Annotated in this window: 19 protein-coding genes; 7 read left to right on the plus strand and 12 right to left on the minus strand. The window is 61.6% G+C overall.

Features of this window, described 5'->3' with window-relative positions; genetic code table 11:
* Positions 1–32: 32 nt before the first annotated feature.
* From ACFPN2_RS09330 to ACFPN2_RS09340, 3 genes are read right to left on the minus strand one after another with little or no spacing between them, the layout of a single operon-like run.
* Positions 33–884, minus strand: coding sequence for an amidohydrolase family protein (locus ACFPN2_RS09330; protein WP_380596337.1), 852 nt, complete (start codon positions 882–884; stop codon positions 33–35).
* 6 nt (positions 885–890) lie between these two features.
* Positions 891–1,754, minus strand: coding sequence for an HpcH/HpaI aldolase family protein (locus ACFPN2_RS09335; protein WP_380596338.1), 864 nt, complete (start codon positions 1,752–1,754; stop codon positions 891–893).
* Between the two features lie 39 nt (positions 1,755–1,793).
* Positions 1,794–2,816 carry an amidohydrolase family protein gene (locus tag ACFPN2_RS09340; protein WP_380596339.1) on the minus strand — a complete coding sequence of 341 codons (1,023 nt, stop codon included), beginning with the start codon at positions 2,814–2,816 and terminating at the stop codon, positions 1,794–1,796.
* A gap of 194 nt (positions 2,817–3,010) precedes the next feature.
* Here ACFPN2_RS09340 and ACFPN2_RS09345 point away from each other — a divergent pair, with 194 nt between their 5' ends.
* Positions 3,011–3,985: an ABC transporter substrate-binding protein gene (locus ACFPN2_RS09345; RefSeq protein ID WP_380596340.1), complete on the plus strand. Its 975-nt coding sequence runs from the start codon at positions 3,011–3,013 to the stop codon at positions 3,983–3,985.
* Between the two features lie 217 nt (positions 3,986–4,202).
* Here ACFPN2_RS09345 and ACFPN2_RS09350 read toward each other — a convergent pair whose 3' ends face one another.
* Positions 4,203–5,510: a M56 family metallopeptidase gene (locus tag ACFPN2_RS09350; protein WP_380596341.1), complete on the minus strand. Its 1,308-nt coding sequence runs from the start codon at positions 5,508–5,510 to the stop codon at positions 4,203–4,205.
* Positions 5,507–5,893: a BlaI/MecI/CopY family transcriptional regulator gene (locus tag ACFPN2_RS09355; protein ID WP_380596342.1), complete on the minus strand. Its 387-nt coding sequence runs from the start codon at positions 5,891–5,893 to the stop codon at positions 5,507–5,509. Before ACFPN2_RS09355 ends, ACFPN2_RS09350 begins: the two co-directional genes overlap by 4 nt.
* Before the next feature lie 128 nt (positions 5,894–6,021).
* On the opposite strand from ACFPN2_RS09355, the gene ACFPN2_RS09360 reads away from it, so the two are divergent.
* Positions 6,022–6,768, plus strand: coding sequence for a MotA/TolQ/ExbB proton channel family protein (locus tag ACFPN2_RS09360; protein ID WP_380596343.1), 747 nt, complete (start codon positions 6,022–6,024; stop codon positions 6,766–6,768).
* 228 nt (positions 6,769–6,996) lie between these two features.
* Here ACFPN2_RS09360 and ACFPN2_RS09365 read toward each other — a convergent pair whose 3' ends face one another.
* Entirely contained in the window at positions 6,997–7,392 is a 396-nt protein-coding gene (locus ACFPN2_RS09365; protein WP_380596344.1) for a hypothetical protein, read from the minus strand.
* Entirely contained in the window at positions 7,389–7,853 is a 465-nt protein-coding gene (locus tag ACFPN2_RS09370) for a hypothetical protein (RefSeq protein ID WP_380596345.1), read from the minus strand. The genes ACFPN2_RS09365 and ACFPN2_RS09370 overlap by 4 nt, the downstream gene beginning before the upstream one ends.
* Positions 7,854–7,951: 98 nt before the next feature.
* On the opposite strand from ACFPN2_RS09370, the gene ACFPN2_RS09375 reads away from it, so the two are divergent.
* A complete protein-coding gene (locus tag ACFPN2_RS09375) occupies positions 7,952–8,500 on the plus strand; it encodes a hypothetical protein (RefSeq protein WP_380596346.1) in 549 nt (182 codons plus the stop codon).
* Between the two features lie 11 nt (positions 8,501–8,511).
* Here ACFPN2_RS09375 and vapC read toward each other — a convergent pair whose 3' ends face one another.
* Positions 8,512–8,913 carry a type II toxin-antitoxin system tRNA(fMet)-specific endonuclease VapC gene (gene vapC, locus ACFPN2_RS09380; protein WP_380596347.1) on the minus strand — a complete coding sequence of 134 codons (402 nt, stop codon included), beginning with the start codon at positions 8,911–8,913 and terminating at the stop codon, positions 8,512–8,514.
* Positions 8,914–8,918: 5 nt separating this feature from the next.
* Complete coding sequence (gene vapB, locus ACFPN2_RS09385) at positions 8,919–9,149, minus strand: type II toxin-antitoxin system antitoxin VapB (protein ID WP_380596348.1); 231 nt, start codon at positions 9,147–9,149, stop codon at positions 8,919–8,921.
* Between the two features lie 159 nt (positions 9,150–9,308).
* Here vapB and ACFPN2_RS09390 point away from each other — a divergent pair, with 159 nt between their 5' ends.
* Entirely contained in the window at positions 9,309–9,890 is a 582-nt protein-coding gene (locus ACFPN2_RS09390; RefSeq protein ID WP_380596349.1) for a hypothetical protein, read from the plus strand.
* Positions 9,891–9,898: 8 nt separating this feature from the next.
* Positions 9,899–10,501: a hypothetical protein gene (locus tag ACFPN2_RS09395; RefSeq protein WP_380596350.1), complete on the plus strand. Its 603-nt coding sequence runs from the start codon at positions 9,899–9,901 to the stop codon at positions 10,499–10,501.
* A gap of 61 nt (positions 10,502–10,562) precedes the next feature.
* Here the strand turns inward: ACFPN2_RS09395 and ACFPN2_RS09400 are convergent, their stop codons facing one another.
* The 3 genes from ACFPN2_RS09400 to ACFPN2_RS09410 all read right to left on the minus strand — a co-directional run bounded on the left by ACFPN2_RS09400 (position 10,563) and on the right by ACFPN2_RS09410 (position 14,711).
* On the minus strand, positions 10,563–11,513 hold the full coding sequence (locus tag ACFPN2_RS09400; protein WP_380596351.1) for a HupE/UreJ family protein: 951 nt from the start codon (positions 11,511–11,513) through the stop codon (positions 10,563–10,565).
* Positions 11,513–12,379 (minus strand): peptidyl-prolyl cis-trans isomerase, encoded by an 867-nt coding sequence (locus ACFPN2_RS09405; protein ID WP_380596352.1) that lies wholly within the window; start codon positions 12,377–12,379, stop codon positions 11,513–11,515. Before ACFPN2_RS09405 ends, ACFPN2_RS09400 begins: the two co-directional genes overlap by 1 nt.
* Positions 12,380–12,458: 79 nt before the next feature.
* Complete coding sequence (locus ACFPN2_RS09410) at positions 12,459–14,711, minus strand: hypothetical protein (RefSeq protein WP_380596353.1); 2,253 nt, start codon at positions 14,709–14,711, stop codon at positions 12,459–12,461.
* A 254-nt stretch (positions 14,712–14,965) separates the two neighbouring features.
* On the opposite strand from ACFPN2_RS09410, the gene ACFPN2_RS09415 reads away from it, so the two are divergent.
* Both ACFPN2_RS09415 and ACFPN2_RS09420 read left to right on the plus strand, forming a co-directional pair.
* Positions 14,966–15,553: a putative 2OG-Fe(II) oxygenase gene (locus ACFPN2_RS09415; RefSeq protein WP_380596354.1), complete on the plus strand. Its 588-nt coding sequence runs from the start codon at positions 14,966–14,968 to the stop codon at positions 15,551–15,553.
* A 166-nt stretch (positions 15,554–15,719) separates the two neighbouring features.
* The gene (locus tag ACFPN2_RS09420) at positions 15,720–18,617 is read left to right on the plus strand and encodes a fused MFS/spermidine synthase (protein WP_380596355.1); all 2,898 of its coding nucleotides are present in this window, start codon (positions 15,720–15,722) and stop codon (positions 18,615–18,617) included.
* Positions 18,618–18,623: the final 6 nt, after the last annotated feature.

Here is an 18,623-nt window from a genome sequence, read left to right on the forward strand (position 1 = left end):
AAGCGGGTGCTGAGTTATAAGTAATGCATCGCTCAGGCCAATGCGGGGTACAGCACCTGGGCGGTCTTGGCGAAGATCCATTCGCGATCCTGCTCTGACACGGATGCCAGGCAATGCTTCGCGATTTCCAGGTTCGCGCTCAGCTTGCCTTCGGACGCCGGGAAATTCGAGCCCCACGCCAGACGATTGGCACCGAAGATTTCAATCAGGCGCGGGAAGAACGTGTCCGCCGACGCCTGCTCCTTGCGCACATCGCCGAAAATACGCGGCGTCAGCTTCAAATAAATATTCTCGAACGGCGCCAGCCCGAACAGGCTCGACGCTTTCTTGTACGGTGGGCCGTCGGTGATATCGGGACGACCGAGATGATCGAGCACGATGCGCACTTTGGGAAAGCGCTTCGCGAGGCCCGCGACCTGCGCCAGACCGACCGGATCGGTCTGGATACACATCGACAAGCCCAGCTCGCCGATCAACTGCCAGGATGGGAACGAGCGCGGATCGTCCAACGTGCTCGGATCGAATGCCGCCGTGCTGCCGCCGGTAAATAAGCGGAAGCCGTTGGTACCGCGCTCGACCCAGTGACGGATCATTTTCGGCGCATCCGGTTGCAATACATCTACCGAACCGACGGCGGTAAAGCGATTCGCAAAGCGGGCAATCGAGTCGCACAGATAGGAATTGTCGTAGCCGTAGCAGGTCGACGCCTGCACGATGGCCGTCTTGTCGACGCCGGCTTCATCCATCGCCGCGATCAACCCTTCGGCAGTCACCGGCCGGTCCTTGGACCAGTCGGACTGCTTGCCGAACAGCGGCGCGCGTGGATAGCGGCCCGTGTCGGGTGAGCAAATATGCGGATGAATATCGATGAACCGGGCGACCATACGTTGTTACACCTTGTTTTCCAGTTGCCGTGCCTTCTCGATGGCACCGTAAGTCTTGACGGGCGAGGACATCAGGAACGAATAACCCTGCGCCACCACGCTTTCGACGTTCTTGCTCGTGACATGCGGATGACCGACGCGCATGCCGTGCTTCTTGCACGTGGCGACGATCTGATCCATGGCTTCCTTGACGATGGGATGCTCATACTGACGTGGCACACCGAGCTCCTGGCTCAAGTCGCCCTCGCCGATCAGTACGCAGCCGATGCCGGGAACATTGCGCAGGATGTCATCGAGGTTTTGCACACCGGCGACGTCCTCGATCATTAGGAATACCAATACCTCGCCGCTTGGATTCAACGGCCACACGTCAGCGCGCGAGTAGTATTGCTGCTGAGTGAGCCCCCAATAGCGCGAACAGGTATGCGGCCCGTCGCCGCGCATGCCGATGGGTTCGAGATACGGCGCATCTTTCGGACGGGGATAACGGCAGGCTGAGACCGCGTTGTACGCCTGCTCCACCGTGCTCACATGCGGCCACACGACGCCATAGACGCCGCGATCCAGCGCCTGCTTCGCGAGCCACTGGTTGTTCTCGACACCATTGGCGGGAATACGAACGATGGGCGTGACGGCCGGCGCCAGCGTGTCGCTTTCGAGAATCTGCTTGCGGTTCAGCATGAACTGCAGCGTGACTTCGAGCTCTTCGGCGTCCCACGAGTTGTGCTCCATCTCGAACACGACCGCGTCGTACGGTGCGGTGCTGAACTCGATCGCCGCGCGACGCCCCGGAGGAGCGAACGAGGCATACGCCGGCCGGCCCTGTTCCCAAGCCTTGATGATGCCGTTGAGACGCGGAAGCTCTGACACGATGACTCCTGCCGATGATCCGAAAACGTGCGATGAATATTACTTGCCGAGCTTCTTCAGCCGTGCATCCAGCCGCGGGTAGACCCGGCGCGTGTTGGCTTCGAAGATCTTGTGACGATCCTCCGCCGACAGCCTGGCGCAAGCATCCAGGTATTTCTTCGTATCGTCGAAATATTCGCCGGTGTCCGGATTCCTGCCGCGCACCGCGCCGATCATTTCCGAGCCGAACAGAATGTTCTCGACCGGCACGACGTTGGTCAGGAACTCGACACCCGGCTGGTGATAGACGCAGGTGTCGAAGAACACGTTGCTGAGCAACGATTCGATCTCACGCTTCTGATCGAGCGCGATGCCTCGATAGCGACCCCAGTGATAAGGCACGGCGCCGCCGCCGTGAGGAATGACGAAGCGCAGCTTCGGAAAGTCTTTGAAGATGTCCGAGAGCAGGAACTGCATGAACGCCGTCGTGTCGCCGTTGATGTAGTGCGCGCCGGTGCCATGGAAGCAGGGATTGCACGACGAGCTGACGTGCACCATCGCCGGCACATCCAGACGCACCAGCTCTTCGTAGAGCGGATACCACCAGCGATCGGTCAGCGGCGGATCTTTCCAGTAACCGCCCGAAGGATCGGGACTGAGATTGCAGCCGACGAAGCCCAGCTGCTCGACACAACGGCGCAGCTCCGGAATGCAGTTCTCCGGCGCCTGGCCCGGCGACTGCGGCAGCTGACACACGGGCGCGAAGTTATCGGGGAACAGCTCGCACACCCGATAGATGAGATCATTCGCGACCTCGGACCAGGCGTAGCTGGTCTGCTGATTGCCGAGGTGATGCGCCATCTGGCCTGCGATGGGCGAGAAAATCGTCAGGTCGCCGCCACGCTCCCGTTGCATCTTCAGCTGACCGCCCGCGATCGCCTCGCGAATCTCGTCGTCGGAGATTTTCAGGTCGCCGGCCTTGGGCTGATTCGCCGGCTCGTTGACAGCGGCGAGCTGCCTGGCGCGCCAGTCATGCAGGGTCCGGGGGGCGGTGGTGAAGTGACCGTGGCAATCGATGATCATGGAGTTTGCGGCTGTCGTTGTCGGCCACTACAAGCTAATGCATCCCAAGCCAGAGGCGATCATTGATTTTGCGACTGGGCTGATAAGTCTTCCGGTCGCCGCAGAACTTATAGCTTCGGGAGGCCTTTTGATTGCGCGGGGTTGCGGGCGGTTCGGCATTGTTGGCCGACGAGACTTACCCCAGGAGAACTGCTTTGGCTGCCCAGGTGCATCTGAAAATCGCGGTGGCGGACTACCCCCATACCGCCGCCGTGCGCAACGGCTCGATTCCCATCGAAGGCGTCGACGCCGACATCGTCACAGTCGAGCCGCAAATCGCCGCGTTCCGCCGCATGGTGCGCCAGGTCGAATTCGACGTCTGCGAGCTCGCCCCCACGACCTACATCATCGCCCGCGCCTACGGCGCGCCCTTCGTCGCGTTACCCATCTTCGTCCTGCGCCGCTTTCATCACGCCGGCCTGCTGGTCCGGCCGGATTCGGGCATCAAGACGCCGAAGGATCTCGAAGGTCGCAAGGTGGGCGTGCGTGCCTATTCAGTCACGACCGGCGTGTGGACGCGCGCGGTGTTGATCGACGAGTACGGACTGGATTCCTCCAAGGTGACCTGGGTCGTCGATGACGAAGAGCACGTGACCCAACTGCAGCTGCCCCCGAATGTGATTCACACCGCGCCGGGTCGATCGCTCGCCGACATGATGGCTGACGGCGAACTGGTCGCCGGCTTCCACGGCAACGCCGGCGTGGGCCGCACCGGCAACCCGACCGATGGCTGGAAGACGGTCGAAGCGCACTATCCCGATTTGTTTCCGAATGCGGAAGCGCTGGAAGCGGATTGGTACCAGCGCACCGGCATCTATCCCATGCACGGAACGATTGTGGTGAAGGATTCCGTTTTGGCTGAGCATCCGTGGGTCGCCAAGTCGTTGTTCAAGGCGTTCTCGCAGGCGAAGGATGATTGGCTGAAACGATTGGATGCCGGTGAAGTTAAAGGCGCTTCCGATCAGAAGTACGCCAAGCTGAGAAAGATCGTCGGCCACGATCCGTTGCCGTATGGCATGGCCGCGAACTTAAAGACCATCGCAGCGCTCGCCAGCACTGCGTACAGGCAAAAGCTCACACCCAAGCTGATGCAAGTGGGTGAGCTCTTCGTCGACCCCGAAAGGCCCTGACTCCTCTCGTCACGCGCGACGCCGCTGTGACGTATCGGCGGCGTCGGGAGTGACCTACCTCGTCCCGGCAGCTTTGCGGCACAGGGACGGGGCCGCAAAAGCAGGGCTCACTATGGACGTGCGCCCAGGAGCGCGAGGCGCGACGGGCGGCGCCCGGTGCCGGGACGAGGTAGGTCACTCCCGGCGACGCGAACCACTGAGGCGCCCTCTTCGTCGTTTAGAGATGAACGCGCCCCGCCACCAGCTCCCCCGGCACGAGGATACAATCCGTGTCGCATCCTTTCTTGACGTATAACTGCAAGTTCGAGTTCGTCCGCAGAATATTCTTGAGCAGCTCGCGATACACGCCGCGTTCACTCGCCTCGCTCTCTGCATGCCAGCGCGCATGAATGTTGTAGTAAACATCCATCAGCTCAGGATCGCCGTTGACGTGCGACGACGGATACGCCAGTGAAATCAAACTCCGCAACGAGATGTTATCGAGCGCGAGCTGCCCGGCAGGATCGAACTTGGTGTCGTGCCACCAGCCGGGATTAGATGGCGTAAGCGTGATAGCTTCGAATGTGATCCGCCCACCATCAGATAGCTGACGCGCAGCGCCGGTCGCAACACCGGCCAGGACAGGCCCGTAACAAAGCGCCATCGCCGTCATGAGCAACAACATCGCCCGCGGCTGATCGATGGGCGAGGCTCGTTCCGGGCTCAGAATCGACGTCATCCGTTGTTTCAGATCGCCACCGCTCGACGCAGCCACACCGGCGAATCGCGCCGTAACACCGAGCCGACAAACATGCAGCAGCGATTCGGCGTAAACCACCTGCTCATGTCCATCTTCGATGACGGACTCATCGCAAGCCGCTTCCCGCTCGCGGAGCATGTTCGCGCCGATCCACCACACCAACGGATGAAACCAGAAGATCACTTCGATGATCTTGTGAATGGCGGCAGTGAGATTGTCACGACGCCGGATGTGACACAGCTCGTGCGCCAGCACCGCTTGTATCTGCGATGCACTCAGCTCGTGCATAACGGCGTGCGGCAATATCAGCACGGGCTTGAACACACCAAACACGCCGGGCGTCAGCCCGGCGGAAGTGACGCGAACAGGCACGGGATAATCCATGGGCAAACACGGCGCCGATGCGAGCATCGCGCGCATCGCCCGCCACTGCGACCACCAGCGCCACAACAGGATGGCCGAGCCCAAGGCCCAGATCGTCACCGCGACGACCGACAGCGTCGGCAACACGGAACGATCGAAGCCGCCAGCGCCGATGGGGGGAACAAAGATGGCGCTGCCCGTCTCCAATATCGTGGGCGCCAGTGTGAGCGGTGCGGGCAAAGTGCGGCCGAGATAGTCGCCCAGATGTTGTAACAAACTGAACGGCACGAGAAACTTCAACGACGCGCAAAACCAGATCCAGTAACGGATCTCGGCCGGATTGCGCCGGCAAATTCGCGTCAACGCCCAGGCCGCGACCAGTACCACGGTCGATTGCCACAGGTGTAACGCGAGTTCCGTCATGCGTTCTCGTCCTTCTTGCCGAGCCCCTTCAGGATTTTCTCGGCTTCCTTGATATCGCCCATGGTCAGCTTGCCCGACTCGATGAGGTGCGCCATTACCGGCTGCGCCCGGCCGCCGAACAGGCCGAGCAGATCGTCGATCAAGCGGCGCTCGGCCGCCTCACGCGTGATCGTGGCCTCAAAAATATGCGCGTTACTGATTTTCTTGGCGCGCCGGAGCATTTCCTTCGCTTCCAGCCGGTACACCATCGTCTGCACCGTGGTGTAAGCGGGCCGGCCCCGCTTGGGAAAGGCATCGTGAATCTCACGGATGGAGCATACGCCGTGCGTCCACAGCGTCTCCATAATGGTCAATTCCAGCTTGCTGAGCTTCTGCGAAGGCATCTAAGACCTCGAACTATCGACGTGGTCGAGCCTACGCCCATTGTAGTAGGTGCCGCAAGTCGCTTGCACGCATCTACTACAACTGTCATAGTCATTACGACTCCCGTGGTTAACAATACGAGGCACCCATGGCCAGCCAGACCCAAGACGTTCCCAGCCAGTTCGATATGTTCGGCTTTCTGCACGAGGCGGGCGGACTCTCCTACGCCATCCTGATCGTGCTGGTGGCGATGTCGCTGGCGTGCTGGTTCATCACGCTCACCCGGATCTGGGATCAACGAAAGATCAACAAGGAATACGCGGAAGCGCGCAAGAAATTCTGGGTCTCAGGCAATCTGCACGACGGCATCGCCGCGCTCGGCGGCCGTGAGAATGTGTTTCGCATGCTGGCCGAGGACGGCATTCGCGCCAAGCAATATCACCAAGGCCACCTCACCACGGAGATGCCACTCAACGAATGGTTGGCGATTGCTTTGCAACGCTCAATGGAAAGTGTCACTGCGCGCTTGCAGATGGGCCTGGCCATCCTGGCCACGACCGGATCGGTCTCCCCTTTCATCGGCTTGCTCGGCACGGTGTGGGGCATCTTGAACGCGCTGACTCGTATCTCTCTGTCCGGCCAGCCCAGTCTGGATCAAATCGCCGGCCCGATCGGAGAAGCGCTGGTCATGACCGCCATCGGCCTGTTCGTCGCCGTGCCCGCGGTCATGGGCTACAACTGGCTGATCCGACGTAACAAGGCCATCCAGGAACAGATGCGACTGTTCGCAGCCGACGTTCATTCTTGCCTGGTCGGCGGCGCACGCTTCGACACCTCCACTCCCGTATCGCGCGTCGCCGCGACTCGTGCAGCGCCGATCGCGAAGAGCGCCTGATCGAAGCAAGCATTAGCGCAAGGACGCGCTCAGGTGCGGAGCCACCCCTGAACTAAAGCCACTTAGCGTTACTCACTTTCCCACAGTAGCTCAAAGCTCAATCCCTTCAATTTCATCTGTTGATAGCGCACGTAGAAATCCCGCGCCGGATCGCCGAGGCCTGTGACCAGCAGCGGAATCATCGGACAGTATCGGTCTCGAAAGAGCATCGAGCGACTAAAGCGCTCTTCATGAAAGACCCAATCCACCGGCACAGACTTCCTGGGTGGGGGGGTAACGATACTTCGTCTGCGCGAGGTTGAGCACATCGAGGAAATTGGTGATGTTCCACACCAGGAACTCACTCGGATCATCCTTGATCCGCACCGGCAGCTGCTGGACATCCCCTTCAATGCAGTCTGACAAGCCGGCCGCGAGCTCTGGCCTGCAGACCATATACTCCAACGGCAAGAACAGGAAGTCGCCGCGTCGCTTGGCCGGCTTATCAACGAACATCTCGTAGGGCTGCCAGTTCTCAAGCAACGGCGCCTCTGCCGTCGTCAGGGAGGGGTGCTCGCCTCCCCAATTCACTTCATAGATGAATTGATAGCGCTCATCTTTGACAATCCGAAATACTTGGATCATTGGGAATCCTCGGGAACGTCCTCCGCGTCCGAGATGTCATCCAAGAATTCCTCGAACTGAGCGTGGAGCGCATCAGGCGACAGGCGCAGCCGCTCAACACCACGCTTGTACCTCTCGGGTGCGGCCGAAGCGCTGCGCTCGTAGCCGAGGCGAAAGCAAAGATTCTCATCCGCCGTGCTCGCACTGGAAGCACCGTCGTGCAGCGTGAAAAACTCTTGAACAATCAGCACCTGATAAAACTGGATCAAGTCCGCCAACGCGGCGCGATCGCAGTTTGATTCAGCCACCTTGATGACAATCTCCTGGATGAAACTCGGCTCGGGCGAGCGGCGAGCGTTTTGAGCCCATCGGTCAAGCCACGATGGATCCGCCGGATCGACAAGATGACGCTTGATGGCACAAAAGAGTGCGCCGATCTCAAGCGCCGCACTCCTTTCCCCTTCCCGTTGTTCAAGCCCCAAGGGCTGGAGGAGGACTCTAGCCCAGCATCCTTCAGCACACGCCGCAGTGTTTCGATACGATCCACAGATTCTCCTCGAGCCCACCCCGAACACGAACTATGGACACTCTTGCGCCCGGCGACAATGTGCGGACGGTTGACTTCACGAGTGCTCCCCCGCGCGATGGCACCTCGTATGCGACCTCGATGGTCATCGGCGTCGCGGCCCTGCTGTGCGCGCTGGTCGCATGTTCAGCCGCGCCCTCCCCGACGATCCGCTTCGATAGCGTGATGAGCGGATACGCGTTGGAATTCACGGACTCGATCGAGCAAGTGCTGGTACTTGAGGATGCCGCTGCTTATCAGAACTGGGGCCAACAACTTCGCGGCTATTTCGAGCCTGCTGAGTTGCCGCGGATCGATTTCGATGAGCGGCTGGTGGTCGTCGCCTATCTCGGCGTGCGCGGCAGTACCACGGGCCTCTCGAAACCAGCCGCGCTGCTCATCGAGAATGATCAGCTCGTGCTCGAGGTCAACGAGCCCGCACCTGGTCCACGCTGTGTCCAGCTGCAGCAGGAACAGATTCCTTTGGTCGCGGTAAGCATCGCACGGGCGGACTATCGACCGCCCGTGCAGGTTCGGGTGCACAAAGTGACGATCAGCTGCTGATCGCCCCCCCCTTACCGAGCAGACTCCATCCAGTTCTCGACGCGCAATTTCGTCACGCGTGAAAACTCACGGACGTTGTTTGTCACAACTGTCGCATTGATGCTCAGAGCGTGGCTGGCTATGAGAGTATCGAGCGGCCCAATGGGAGTACCGGCGCGCTCCAGTGACGCGCGAACATGACCATAGCAAGTTGCGGCAATGTCATCGAACGCGAGGACCTCCAGAGGCAGCAGAAATTGTTCGAGCGCGGACTGGTTCTTTTCCGGCTGGCTGCTCTTGGCGACTCCAAAGCTCAACTCCCCCAGAGTGATCGATGAGATGGCAACGTCGCCGGGCTTGTGACGCTGCAGCCGGCCGATGAGCTCACGCGGCTGGCGCTTGATGAGGGCAATACAAATATCGGTATCGAGCATCCACATCAGAACGACTCGCGACGATCGTTGCCTTCGGGCTGCGCCCGATCGGTCATGAAGTCGTTGCTGAACTGACTCAGGCTGTCGACCAGTGCCCCCCAGGACTTCTTCTTGGGCAACAGCACGACCGCATTACCGGCCTTCTTGATCAGCACCTCGTCGCCGTCGAAGCGGAATTCCTTGGGCAGGCGCACGGCCTGGCTCTCGCCGTTCTTGAAAAGCTTGGCGGTTTTCATATCGGCACCCTCGCGTTCAGCCCGTCCCATACAACGCGAGAAAGTATATACTTTTCATATATACTTGCACAAGCCCCGGCCCCGGCATACGCCTGTCACATTCCCGACATATCCTCATCGCGAACGAATTCTTGCTCCCACGACAGGCGCTCTCGGTTCATGAAACGGTTCGGAAAAGCTCCCGCGCTCCTCGCGCTTCTCATCGCATCCACTCTGACCGGTGCCGACAGCCTGGCGGATCCGTTACATAAGTACGGGAATGAAGGCGCGTGGTGTCACGTCGATAGTGGTTGGATGTTTCCGGAGAGCGTGGGAGGCTTTGCGCGGGTTTTGCAGCCGTACAGTATTGATGGCAACAGCGATGCAGCGGGTGCCGAGTATCGGCAGGCGTCGGGCCCGCTGCAGGGCGCGGTCGAAGTTGATGTCTATGGCATCGATTCGATGGCGGCCGATGCAAACATCGATGGCGCGAAGGCGACGGCCGCCGGTAAAGCGGGCGAAGGCGCGAAGATCGAATCGGAGAAGCCGTTCAAGCTCGGTGCGGCGAAGGGCCTGCAGGGCGTGAAGATCAAGTATGCGGCCGACGCGGGCGAACGGACCAATCTCTATTACTTCACGACGGATCGCTGGCATGTGAAGGTGCTGGCCAAAGGCACGGGCAAAGAAAGCGATAAGGCGCTCGATGCGTTCGTGCAGGCGTTGCCGTGGAATACACTGGGCACGAACCCGGGCATTCACTGAGATTCCAGATGCGCCCTTCTGTCATCGTCGTCGCGCTGGGCATGGCCGCCGCCTGCGGCGGACTTGTTTATATGCAGGCGACCCGACAGTCGACCGATGCGACTGCCGGGCCGGCGGCATCGGGCGCGCAGGCGTCTAGAGAAGGATCGGCGGCGGCGACCGAGTCATCCGGACCTGACGCCGCAGCGTCGTCAACGAACAGTAATGCGGCAATGGAAACTGCAGCGGCCGCGCAGAATGATGACGATGCAATCGCGGCGAGCAAAGCGTCGAGGCCCGACACCGTCGAGCAATGGATCAAGGACACGCAAGACAGCGACCCGAAGATCCGAGCCGCGGCGATCGCGAAGCTCGCCAACGCACCGAAGGCGCAAGCGCTGCCCGCGCTGAAGAACGTGCTCGAAACCGGCGAGCCCGACATCGATCGTCACATCGCCCTCAATTCATTGCACACCCTCGCCTTGCGCGATGGCGACAAGAACGGTCAGGTCCGCGATGTGATGCGCAGCGCGATTTATCACAGCGATAACGACGGTGTGATGCAGACCGCGCAGTCGCTGCTCGACGATGTCGAAGCAGCGCTGTCCGAACCGCCGCCGCAGAAGAATTAGAAGCTCACGATTGTCGGCGCGATAAAAGAGGCGGCGCACCGAGCGCCGCCGGTCTGGCGAATCATGCGGCTACGATGCCGACGATACGATCGATCGACCAGTAAGCGGCGATAGCGCCAATGGCATAGAGCGCCGGCGTGCGCGCCATGACAAATTGCGGCGTCGATGCCAGGGCGCGGTACACCCCATAACAAAGGCCGACCACCAGCAGCTGACCGACCTCCACGCCCACATTGAATGTGAGCAAGGCGACAAACATGTTGTTCTTCGGCAGGCCGATCTCGGCCAGTGCGCCCGCGAAGCCCAGCCCGTGCACCAGGCCGAACAGGAACGCCACCAGTGCGGGCCAGCGCCGCGACAATGTTTGTTCCTTATGCAGCGCCTCACCGGCCACCAGCATGATGGACAACGCAATAGTCGCCTCCACCGGCGGCGGACGCAGCGTCAGCAACCCGAGCGAGCTCAGCGCCAGGGTCAAGCTGTGCGCGAGCGTGAACGCGCTGATCGTGAACACCAGTCGTTTGTTGAATCCAACCAGGAACAGCAGCGACAGCACGAACAGCAAATGATCGAAGCCGCTGAGGATGTGCTCGACCCCCAGCGTCACATACGCCCACGCAATCTCACCCGAACCGCGCTTGTCTTCGGCCGAACCATACAAATGCACTTCCGGCTGGCGCGTGGTGATCGTGAACACCTGCTTCTGACCGTCCAGCCAGTAGATCTTCACGATGGCAGCCGAATAGTCGCCGCCGACGCCGTTGACACGCAGCGTGCCGAACAGGCCTTTGTCGCCGCAGCGGAGCATGTTCAGCTCCGCCGTGCAGGGCTCGGGCCACACGGGCGCGAGCACCACGGAAGGCGCCTTATCGCTGCTCGCCGTCCATTGCCACAGGAACTCGCCTGGCGACGTCTCGCGCACTTCCATTTCCGCCATGCTCAGCTCATGGGCGGAGACGGCGCTCGACACCAGCGCCAGGAACGCGAGAAGCAATAGATGCAGCTTGCGCATTACTGCTTCACCCCGTCGATCACGATGGTGTACTTCTTGGCCAGCGCGGCGACGGCGGCACTACGCTGCTCGGACATCACAGCGTCGGTCCAGTCGCCCGTCACCACGCCGCGCAGCTGCTCGAAATCGGCGGGCTGCAGAGCGACGACGGATTCGAGCCGCATCGCTCGCCAGCCGCTCTTGGTCTGCAACGCACGCCACTCGCCCGGCGTCGAGCTTTCCAGCGCGGTGGCGAACTCTTCGCCATAGCTCTTCACCAGATTGTCGTGCGGACGGTCTTTGAAAACGCGCAGCCCGGCCTGCACCTCCGGCGTGGCGCCGGCGTTCAGGGCATGCACGAACGAGCGGATGGTGGCTTCGGAGGACTCGCCGGCGATCACGGCTTCCTCGAAATTGAAGCGCTGGGGAATGTCATAGCGGGCGCGGTTCTTCTCGAACCACTCGCGCAGCACCTTGTCGTCGTACTCCGGACGTTTGGTATTGCTGTCCACCATGCTCAGCGCCTTGAAGATCACGCGTTCGCGAATGGTCTTGTCGCCCCGGTCCAGGCCCAGCGCCAGCCCTTCGCGATACAACACTTCGTTGTCGAGCCACACCCGGCGCAGCGCCCGCAGCTCATCGGCATCGGGCTTGTGGCCGCGAGCGGCTTCGAATACCTGCTGTGCTTCGGCATCGACTTCCGCGTCGAGCACGATGAGATTCGGATCCTCGGCCTGGCCGGCGATCAGCGAGTCGACGCCGAACAGCACGGCGCCGATCAGAATGAAATGTAACAACGGCTCTCGCAGCCAATGTACGCGCTTAGCCGGCTCCTTGGATGCAGCGTCGCTTGAAGAAATTCCTGAGCTCGACAAAACGGATGACATATGTAATCGCCTCGACAGAAACAAATGAACGCCGCGCGTTGCCGCGCGGCGTTCGGATGGCTCCTCGATAACGGAAGGGTTACTTCACGTTAGCGACGATCGTGCCGTTCTTCACTTCGATGAAGATCGGGTTGCTGTAGAACCACAGATCCGACCAGGCGGCCACGTCATAGCTGACGTACTGCTGGCCCGTGACGGCCGGGAAGCGCGCCAGGTGAGCCGGGCAGCCATCGATGCTGGTGCCGGTGTAGACCGTGTTGGCCGGAATCTGCGTGGTCAGCTGCGTCGTGCAAGGAATCCGCAGCTTCGACGGATCGCTGGCATTCGTGTAGATGTCCGCGAGCGGGTTGCCGTCCGCATCGGTCTCGTAAGGCACAGAGGCCGGCAGGTTGGAACCGCGCAGACGAAGGTACTGCGTGGCCTTCACGCCGGAGAGACGGAAGGAAGCAACCTTGTAGTCGCCATCCGTCGTCCAGGTGCCGTTGCCGAACGTCTTCACCACGCCCGCCGAGGTGTTCTTCGCACCGGCAGGAACCGTGCTCATGTCCGGATTGTCGACCCAGTTGTCCGGCCACTGACCCGAGTACGTTGCCAGGCCCGGCTTGACCATGCCGGTCACCAGACCGCCGATCACATCGAAGTGATCAAGCACAGGCTGGTTCAACGGCTGGGTCTTGCTGATCTGGAGCAGCGAAGGATTCGGGAAGGTGTACGGCGAGTAGTTGGTGCCGGACGGATCGCGAACCACGACGGTCACGAGCACGTCGTCGTTGTTGTTGATCTTGAGCTTCTCGCCCATGACCGCGCAGTTGGCATTGATGTTCACTTCAGTGCCGTTCTTCGCAGCTTCCAGAGCGATCGCTTCCAGCTCAGCCGCGCCTTCGTCACCCTTGAAGCGCGAGTCGGAGCAGGCCACGAACGCCAGACGATCGATCAGCTGACCGGACGCCGCGAAGCTGTTGCCGCTACGCAGCCCGTCCACGATCTCCTGCGGAGCCGCCGGGCCGCCCTTGTCACGGCTGGTCTTGCGGACCATCACGAAGTCGCGCTGATATTCGCCAGGATAGAAGTCCTGAGTCGAACGACGGTCGTCGGCAGAGAAGCTGCCGCGGTTGTGCCAGTCGGAGCTGGCGAAGAACCACCAGTTGCGACCTTCACCCAGCAGCGCGTCCCACACGCCGCCGACCTGGCCGGCATACACGCCGGTGCCGCCCCAAGTGGTGCCGCCGACGCTGTCGACGCGCACGCCACCGATGCTGTTACGGTCCGGGCTGTACTCGCCGCGGTTGTCGGAAGCGCCGTGACCCGGCTGGCTCTCGAAGCCGAACGCAACCTTCGGCGCCGCGTTGTTGAAGTTACGCAGGTGCTCGATGTTGAAGCCGTTGTTGCCGTCCGGGTTGAACGGTCCAGCGCGCTCGAGGTGCGCCGGGACGTAGTAGCTGGTGTACGGGTGATAGCTGGCCATCCACTTCAGCGCGTCGACGGTCTTGTTGTGACCGCGCACGCCGCTGCCCACGCCGCCGGCGGGGAACAGCTTGGCTGCATTCGGCTTCCAATCCGGGTTGGTGGAATAGTCGATGCCGGGCACCGAGCAATCCCAGTTGTTGGCGCCACCGCGGCTGTTGTCGGTGTCACCGCGATCGAAGCAGTACGACCACTGAGCGAGCGCGTTGGCATCGCCGACCGGCACGTAGCTGCCCGGGCCCACGGCGCCGTTCTTGCCGACGACCTGGCCGCTGACGACGGACATCGAGGTGTGCTCGTGACCGGCGACGACCGATTCCATGCCGACGAACACCGGCAGGTTCTTCTGGCCGCTCAGATATTCAGCGACCGGGTACTGCAGTTCCTGCAGCGACTGCCAACGCCACATGCTCGGGCTGGCTTGCGAAGACAGCGGAGTGGTCGAACTGCCGTCGGAAGAGCCGGTGTTGCCCTTCACCGCGGCGGCGCCGATGCTGTTCGCCCAAGTGGTGGTCGGGCCCTGGCCCTGCACGAACGGATACGGCTCGCTGCTCAGCGACGCGTCTTCGACGAGCGTGCAATTGCGGTTGCCGTTGCCGCCGTGGCCGGCCTGCACGAACCAGTCGAGGCCCCAGGGCGTGTCCTGCTTGTCCGTCACCTTCTTGATCAGCTTCTGCATCGAAATGGAGCCGTCGGAGCAGGTGGTGTGATTGTGGAAGTCGCCGGTGGCGTACACGCCTTCGGCGCGCGGGCCGACTTCGACTGCGGGTTTACCGGAATCCTTGGCTAATGCTGGGGCCATCGTGGCCGCACTGAGTACCGCCGCGACCGCTGTCGCGATCTGGGTCCGGGTGATTGCAACTCTCATTTGTTTCGAAGCTCCCTTCAAGCTATCGGGTGTGTTGTGAGAAGGACCCGCAGCGTAGAAGGGCGATATGACTACATTGTGAACGATAGATGATGCTTGCGGCGGTTCCGAGAAACTGCATCGGCGTCGCTGTCACGAAGGCGTAGCAATCCGCTTCCTATAATAAAAGGTTGCGCAGTCGCGCGAGTTCATCGAAGCAGTCGTCAGCAATGTCCGGAACGCCCGAGGTTTTCAGTCTTTTTCCCACGCCGGTCATGAAGATACCCGGTGCGTTGCCACGTCAGCTGGTCGCTGGCCTGGTCGCTCACTTCAGCGAGCACGCGCGCACCTTAAATAATTCTTCAGCCAATCTCTCGCACACCTCGATGCTGAAGCCGTCGGACAGCCCGCTGCTGGTGACGGCGGCCACTGTCATAACTCCGATGCTCGGCGAGTTCGGCGCACTGATGTTCGGCGAGCGCTTGCCGTGGTCGCTGAAAGAGATGTGGGTGAACCTGCTCGACACCGGCGGCCGGCAGTCGATGCACAACCACGCCAACAGTTTCATCTCCGGCGTCGCCTACCTGACGCCGACGCATCCGGACTCGCGCACCGTGTTCATGAAGTCGCCCGGCGGCACCGAGTTCTCGTTCAAGAACGATCACGAAGGCGTGGTCACCGGCCCGTTCAACGCCGAGAAGTGGATCAGCCCGCAGCCGGAGCCGGGCGACATCGTTCTGTTTCCCAGCTACATCATGCACGCCGTGCCCCCCAACCCCGGCGAGCGCCGGATCACGCTGGCGTTCAACGCCATTCCGACGCAGCTGGATTCGTGGGGGTACAAGATTGGGTTCAGCGGCTGAGGGGTGTCCCAGCAGTCGCCGGATATTCCGGGCGCATCGCAAGCAGCGAGCCATTGAGCGGGATCGAGCTTGATAACCATGGCCAGTAGTGAGCCCTTAGCGGGATCGAGCCCGAGATAACCATGGCCAGTAGTGAGCCCTTGGCGGGATCGAGCCCGAGATAACCATGGCCAGTAGTGAGCCTCTAATAGAAGCATCGGGCGTCGCCGCCGAGGTGGGCGGTCTCGAGCGCGGTCGTTCGTATCATATGGCGTTGGCGTGCGTGTTGATGGTCGCGTCCGGGTTCGCCGGGCTCGCTTATCAAATCGTCTGGACTCAGCAAAGCACGTCGTGGCTCGGTCATGAGTCGGCGGCCGTGCTCGCCGTCGTTGCGGCGTTCTTCGGTGGATTGGCGCTCGGTGCGCTGACGCTCGGCTCTCGGATTGATCGGAGTGCGCGACCTGCTCGCTGGTATGCGGGTTGTGAGATTGTCATTGGTGTTTGGAGCCTGACGCTCGCCGCGTTACTTGAGCCGGCGTCGAGTGCGTTGCTTGGTTTGATTGGTCCGCAACCCTCAGCGGCATGGCACTGGTTCGTCGCGTTCTTCGGCGCGGCGCTGCTGCTGTTGCCGGCGACGGTGGCAATGGGTGCGACGCTGCCGGCGATGGAACGTGTGTTCGCGGCGACTTCGGTTAGGAATATCTCGATCAGCGCCCTGTACGCCGCGAACACCGCCGGCGCCGTGGTTGGCGTGATAGCCGCCGCATTCTGGCTCGTACCGCAGCTCGGGTTGGCCCACTCAGCCCTCGCGTGCGCCGTGCTGAACTTCGCCTGCGCGGCGGTGGCGTTGAGTTTGCGAACAAATGGCGCGAATCATGAGGGCGCAGCCAACGCCAACGCTCACGTTTCGACCGCAACGACAGCGACTTCCGCCGACTCCGGCGCCGGGACGGCCCCCTCAGAGCACGTTGATCGAGCGGCGGCAGCGCCGTTGAAGGGCACTGGCTTTGCGGAAGTTGCGGACTCCGCCATGGCAAGTCATCGCGCGCCAGCGATCGAGACCACGCGCGGTCCGTCGCACATTCTCCTGCTTCTTGGCGCGACGGGCTTGCTCGGCATCGGCTACGAAGTCCTCGTCGTTCGCGCGCTCAGTCAGGTCGCGGAGAACACGGTTTATACGTTTGCGCTGTTGCTCGCGGTTTACCTGATCGGCACCGCGCTCGGCGCTGCAATTTATGGCCGGTGGTTTATCGCACGGGCGACCGTGCCCACTAGCACGTCGCTGGGGGCGAACAAGTTCACATCGAGCCGCGACACCTCGCCGAACGGTCACATAGAAACAAACGGCAGCGTGCCCGCCGACAGATTACTCACGCCTCTGATTCAAACCCTCGCCGCCACCTGCCTCCTCGGCACCCTGCTCCTCGCCGGCACGGACGAAATCAAAAACTCGCTGATCGCTCTATTCGGCCCAAGCGTAACGTCCGCGCTCGCGGGTGAAGTCGCGATGGCGGTCATCGCATTCTTATTACCCACAATCGTGATGGGTGCCCTCTTCAGTCACCTCAGCACCAGCGCCCGTGACAAAGGCATCAGCTTCGGCCACGCCATCGGTGTGAACACCTTGGGCGCAGCCATCGCGCCGCTGTTGTTCGGCGTCGTGCTTCTTCCCATGCTGGGATTGAAACCCGCGCTGCTCCTGATATCCGCCGGCTACTTACTGCTTGCCGCAAAACAAGCCTGGTCGCGCCCCGTGCAATGGGCACTAATCGCCGCCACCGTCGCCGGCATCATCTGGGGCCCGTCGCTACACAACACTCACATCCCCGAAGGCGGAAGGTTGGTGAGTTATTTCGAAGGCGTGATGGCCAGCGTCAGCGTGATCGAAGACGAGTCAGGCATCGCGACCCTGCACATCAACAACAGGCAACAGGAAGGCAGCAGCGCTACGCTGCTGGCAGACGCACGTCAGGCACTGCTGCCCGTTCTGCTCCACCCCAATCCGAAACGTGCATTGTTTCTAGGCCTGGGCACCGGACTGACCTCGTCCTCAGCCACGCTGCAACCCGATCTGCAGGTCGACGTCGTCGAACTGGTCCCGCAAGTCATCGACGCCGCCGCGCATTTCGAAAGCTCTTATTCAAGCGACGCCGACCGCACCCGCATGCACACAATGAGCGCCGACGCACGCCGCTTCATCCGCACGAGCGAGCAACGCTACGACGTGATCGTCGCCGACAACTTCCATCCGGCCCGCAGCGGCTCGGCGTCCCTATACACCGTGGAGCACTTCGAAGCCGTCCGCCAACGGTTGTCAGAAGGCGGAGTGTTCTGCCAATGGTTGCCGCTGCATCAGCTCGATCTCGATACCCTGCGCAGTATCGTTCGCTCGTTCATGACTGTGTATCCGCACGGCGCGGCAGTGCTCGCAACCCTCAGTCTGGACACACCAACGGTCGGATTGATCGCTCACCGCGATGACGAACTCTTCCGCCGTGACGAAGTGCGTGCTCAACTAGCGACCGCGCGCTCCTACAACGTGGAAAACTTCGGCATCACCGACGACCTGGCCCTGCTCGGCAACTTCATCGCCGGCCCGCAATCGTTAGAAACATTTGCCGGCACAGCCCCGCTCAACACCGACGACCGCCCGATCGTCGCGTACCGCGCACCGAACATCACTTACCTGCCGATCTCGACGCCGCGCGAACGACTACTCGAACTACTGAGCGACGTCACGGTAAGACCAGAAGAAATCCTGGCCGACGAGCAACACTCAGACTGGGATCGCCGACTCGCCGCCTATTGGACCGCTCGCAATCGCTTCGTCGTCGCCGGCCAACACGTGCGACCGACCTCCGACGTTCGCGACATGCTGGCGCAAGTGCGCGAACCGCTGCTCGAGGTGTTACACCTCAGTCCGGATTTTCGCCCGGCTTACGACCCGTTGGTCCGCATGGCGGCCGCTCTGGCCGGCCGGGATGGCGCGGCCGCCCGCGCCTTGCTGAGCGAATTGCAGCAGGTACAGCCCGACCGGCCGGAAGCCGCGCGATTGTTGAGTGAGATCGACTCACAGGGGCAGTAAGCGAAG

The sequence above is a fragment of the Steroidobacter flavus genome, from assembly GCF_042651805.1.
GTDB lineage: Bacteria > Pseudomonadota > Gammaproteobacteria > Steroidobacterales > Steroidobacteraceae > Steroidobacter > Steroidobacter flavus.

What these genes read in the sequence shown, in the direction of transcription:
- ACFPN2_RS09330 (WP_380596337.1), bottom strand. Translation starts at nt 884, where the DNA reads ATGGTCGCCCGGTTCATCGATATTCATCCGCATATTTGCTCACCCGAC.
- ACFPN2_RS09340 (WP_380596339.1), bottom strand. Translation starts at nt 2,816, where the DNA reads ATGATCATCGATTGCCACGGTCACTTCACCACCGCCCCCCGGACCCTG.
- ACFPN2_RS09350 (WP_380596341.1), bottom strand. Translation starts at nt 5,510, where the DNA reads ATGACGGAACTCGCGTTACACCTGTGGCAATCGACCGTGGTACTGGTC.
- ACFPN2_RS09355 (WP_380596342.1), bottom strand. Translation starts at nt 5,893, where the DNA reads ATGCCTTCGCAGAAGCTCAGCAAGCTGGAATTGACCATTATGGAGACG.
- ACFPN2_RS09360 (WP_380596343.1), top strand. Translation starts at nt 6,022, where the DNA reads ATGGCCAGCCAGACCCAAGACGTTCCCAGCCAGTTCGATATGTTCGGC.
- ACFPN2_RS09365 (WP_380596344.1), bottom strand. Translation starts at nt 7,392, where the DNA reads ATGATCCAAGTATTTCGGATTGTCAAAGATGAGCGCTATCAATTCATC.
- ACFPN2_RS09375 (WP_380596346.1), top strand. Translation starts at nt 7,952, where the DNA reads ATGGACACTCTTGCGCCCGGCGACAATGTGCGGACGGTTGACTTCACG.
- vapC (WP_380596347.1), bottom strand. Translation starts at nt 8,913, where the DNA reads ATGCTCGATACCGATATTTGTATTGCCCTCATCAAGCGCCAGCCGCGT.
- vapB (WP_380596348.1), bottom strand. Translation starts at nt 9,149, where the DNA reads ATGAAAACCGCCAAGCTTTTCAAGAACGGCGAGAGCCAGGCCGTGCGC.
- ACFPN2_RS09390 (WP_380596349.1), top strand. Translation starts at nt 9,309, where the DNA reads ATGAAACGGTTCGGAAAAGCTCCCGCGCTCCTCGCGCTTCTCATCGCA.
- ACFPN2_RS09395 (WP_380596350.1), top strand. Translation starts at nt 9,899, where the DNA reads ATGCGCCCTTCTGTCATCGTCGTCGCGCTGGGCATGGCCGCCGCCTGC.
- ACFPN2_RS09400 (WP_380596351.1), bottom strand. Translation starts at nt 11,513, where the DNA reads ATGCGCAAGCTGCATCTATTGCTTCTCGCGTTCCTGGCGCTGGTGTCG.
- ACFPN2_RS09405 (WP_380596352.1), bottom strand. Translation starts at nt 12,379, where the DNA reads ATGTCATCCGTTTTGTCGAGCTCAGGAATTTCTTCAAGCGACGCTGCA.
- ACFPN2_RS09410 (WP_380596353.1), bottom strand. Translation starts at nt 14,711, where the DNA reads ATGAGAGTTGCAATCACCCGGACCCAGATCGCGACAGCGGTCGCGGCG.
- ACFPN2_RS09415 (WP_380596354.1), top strand. Translation starts at nt 14,966, where the DNA reads ATGAAGATACCCGGTGCGTTGCCACGTCAGCTGGTCGCTGGCCTGGTC.
- ACFPN2_RS09420 (WP_380596355.1), top strand. Translation starts at nt 15,720, where the DNA reads ATGGCCAGTAGTGAGCCTCTAATAGAAGCATCGGGCGTCGCCGCCGAG.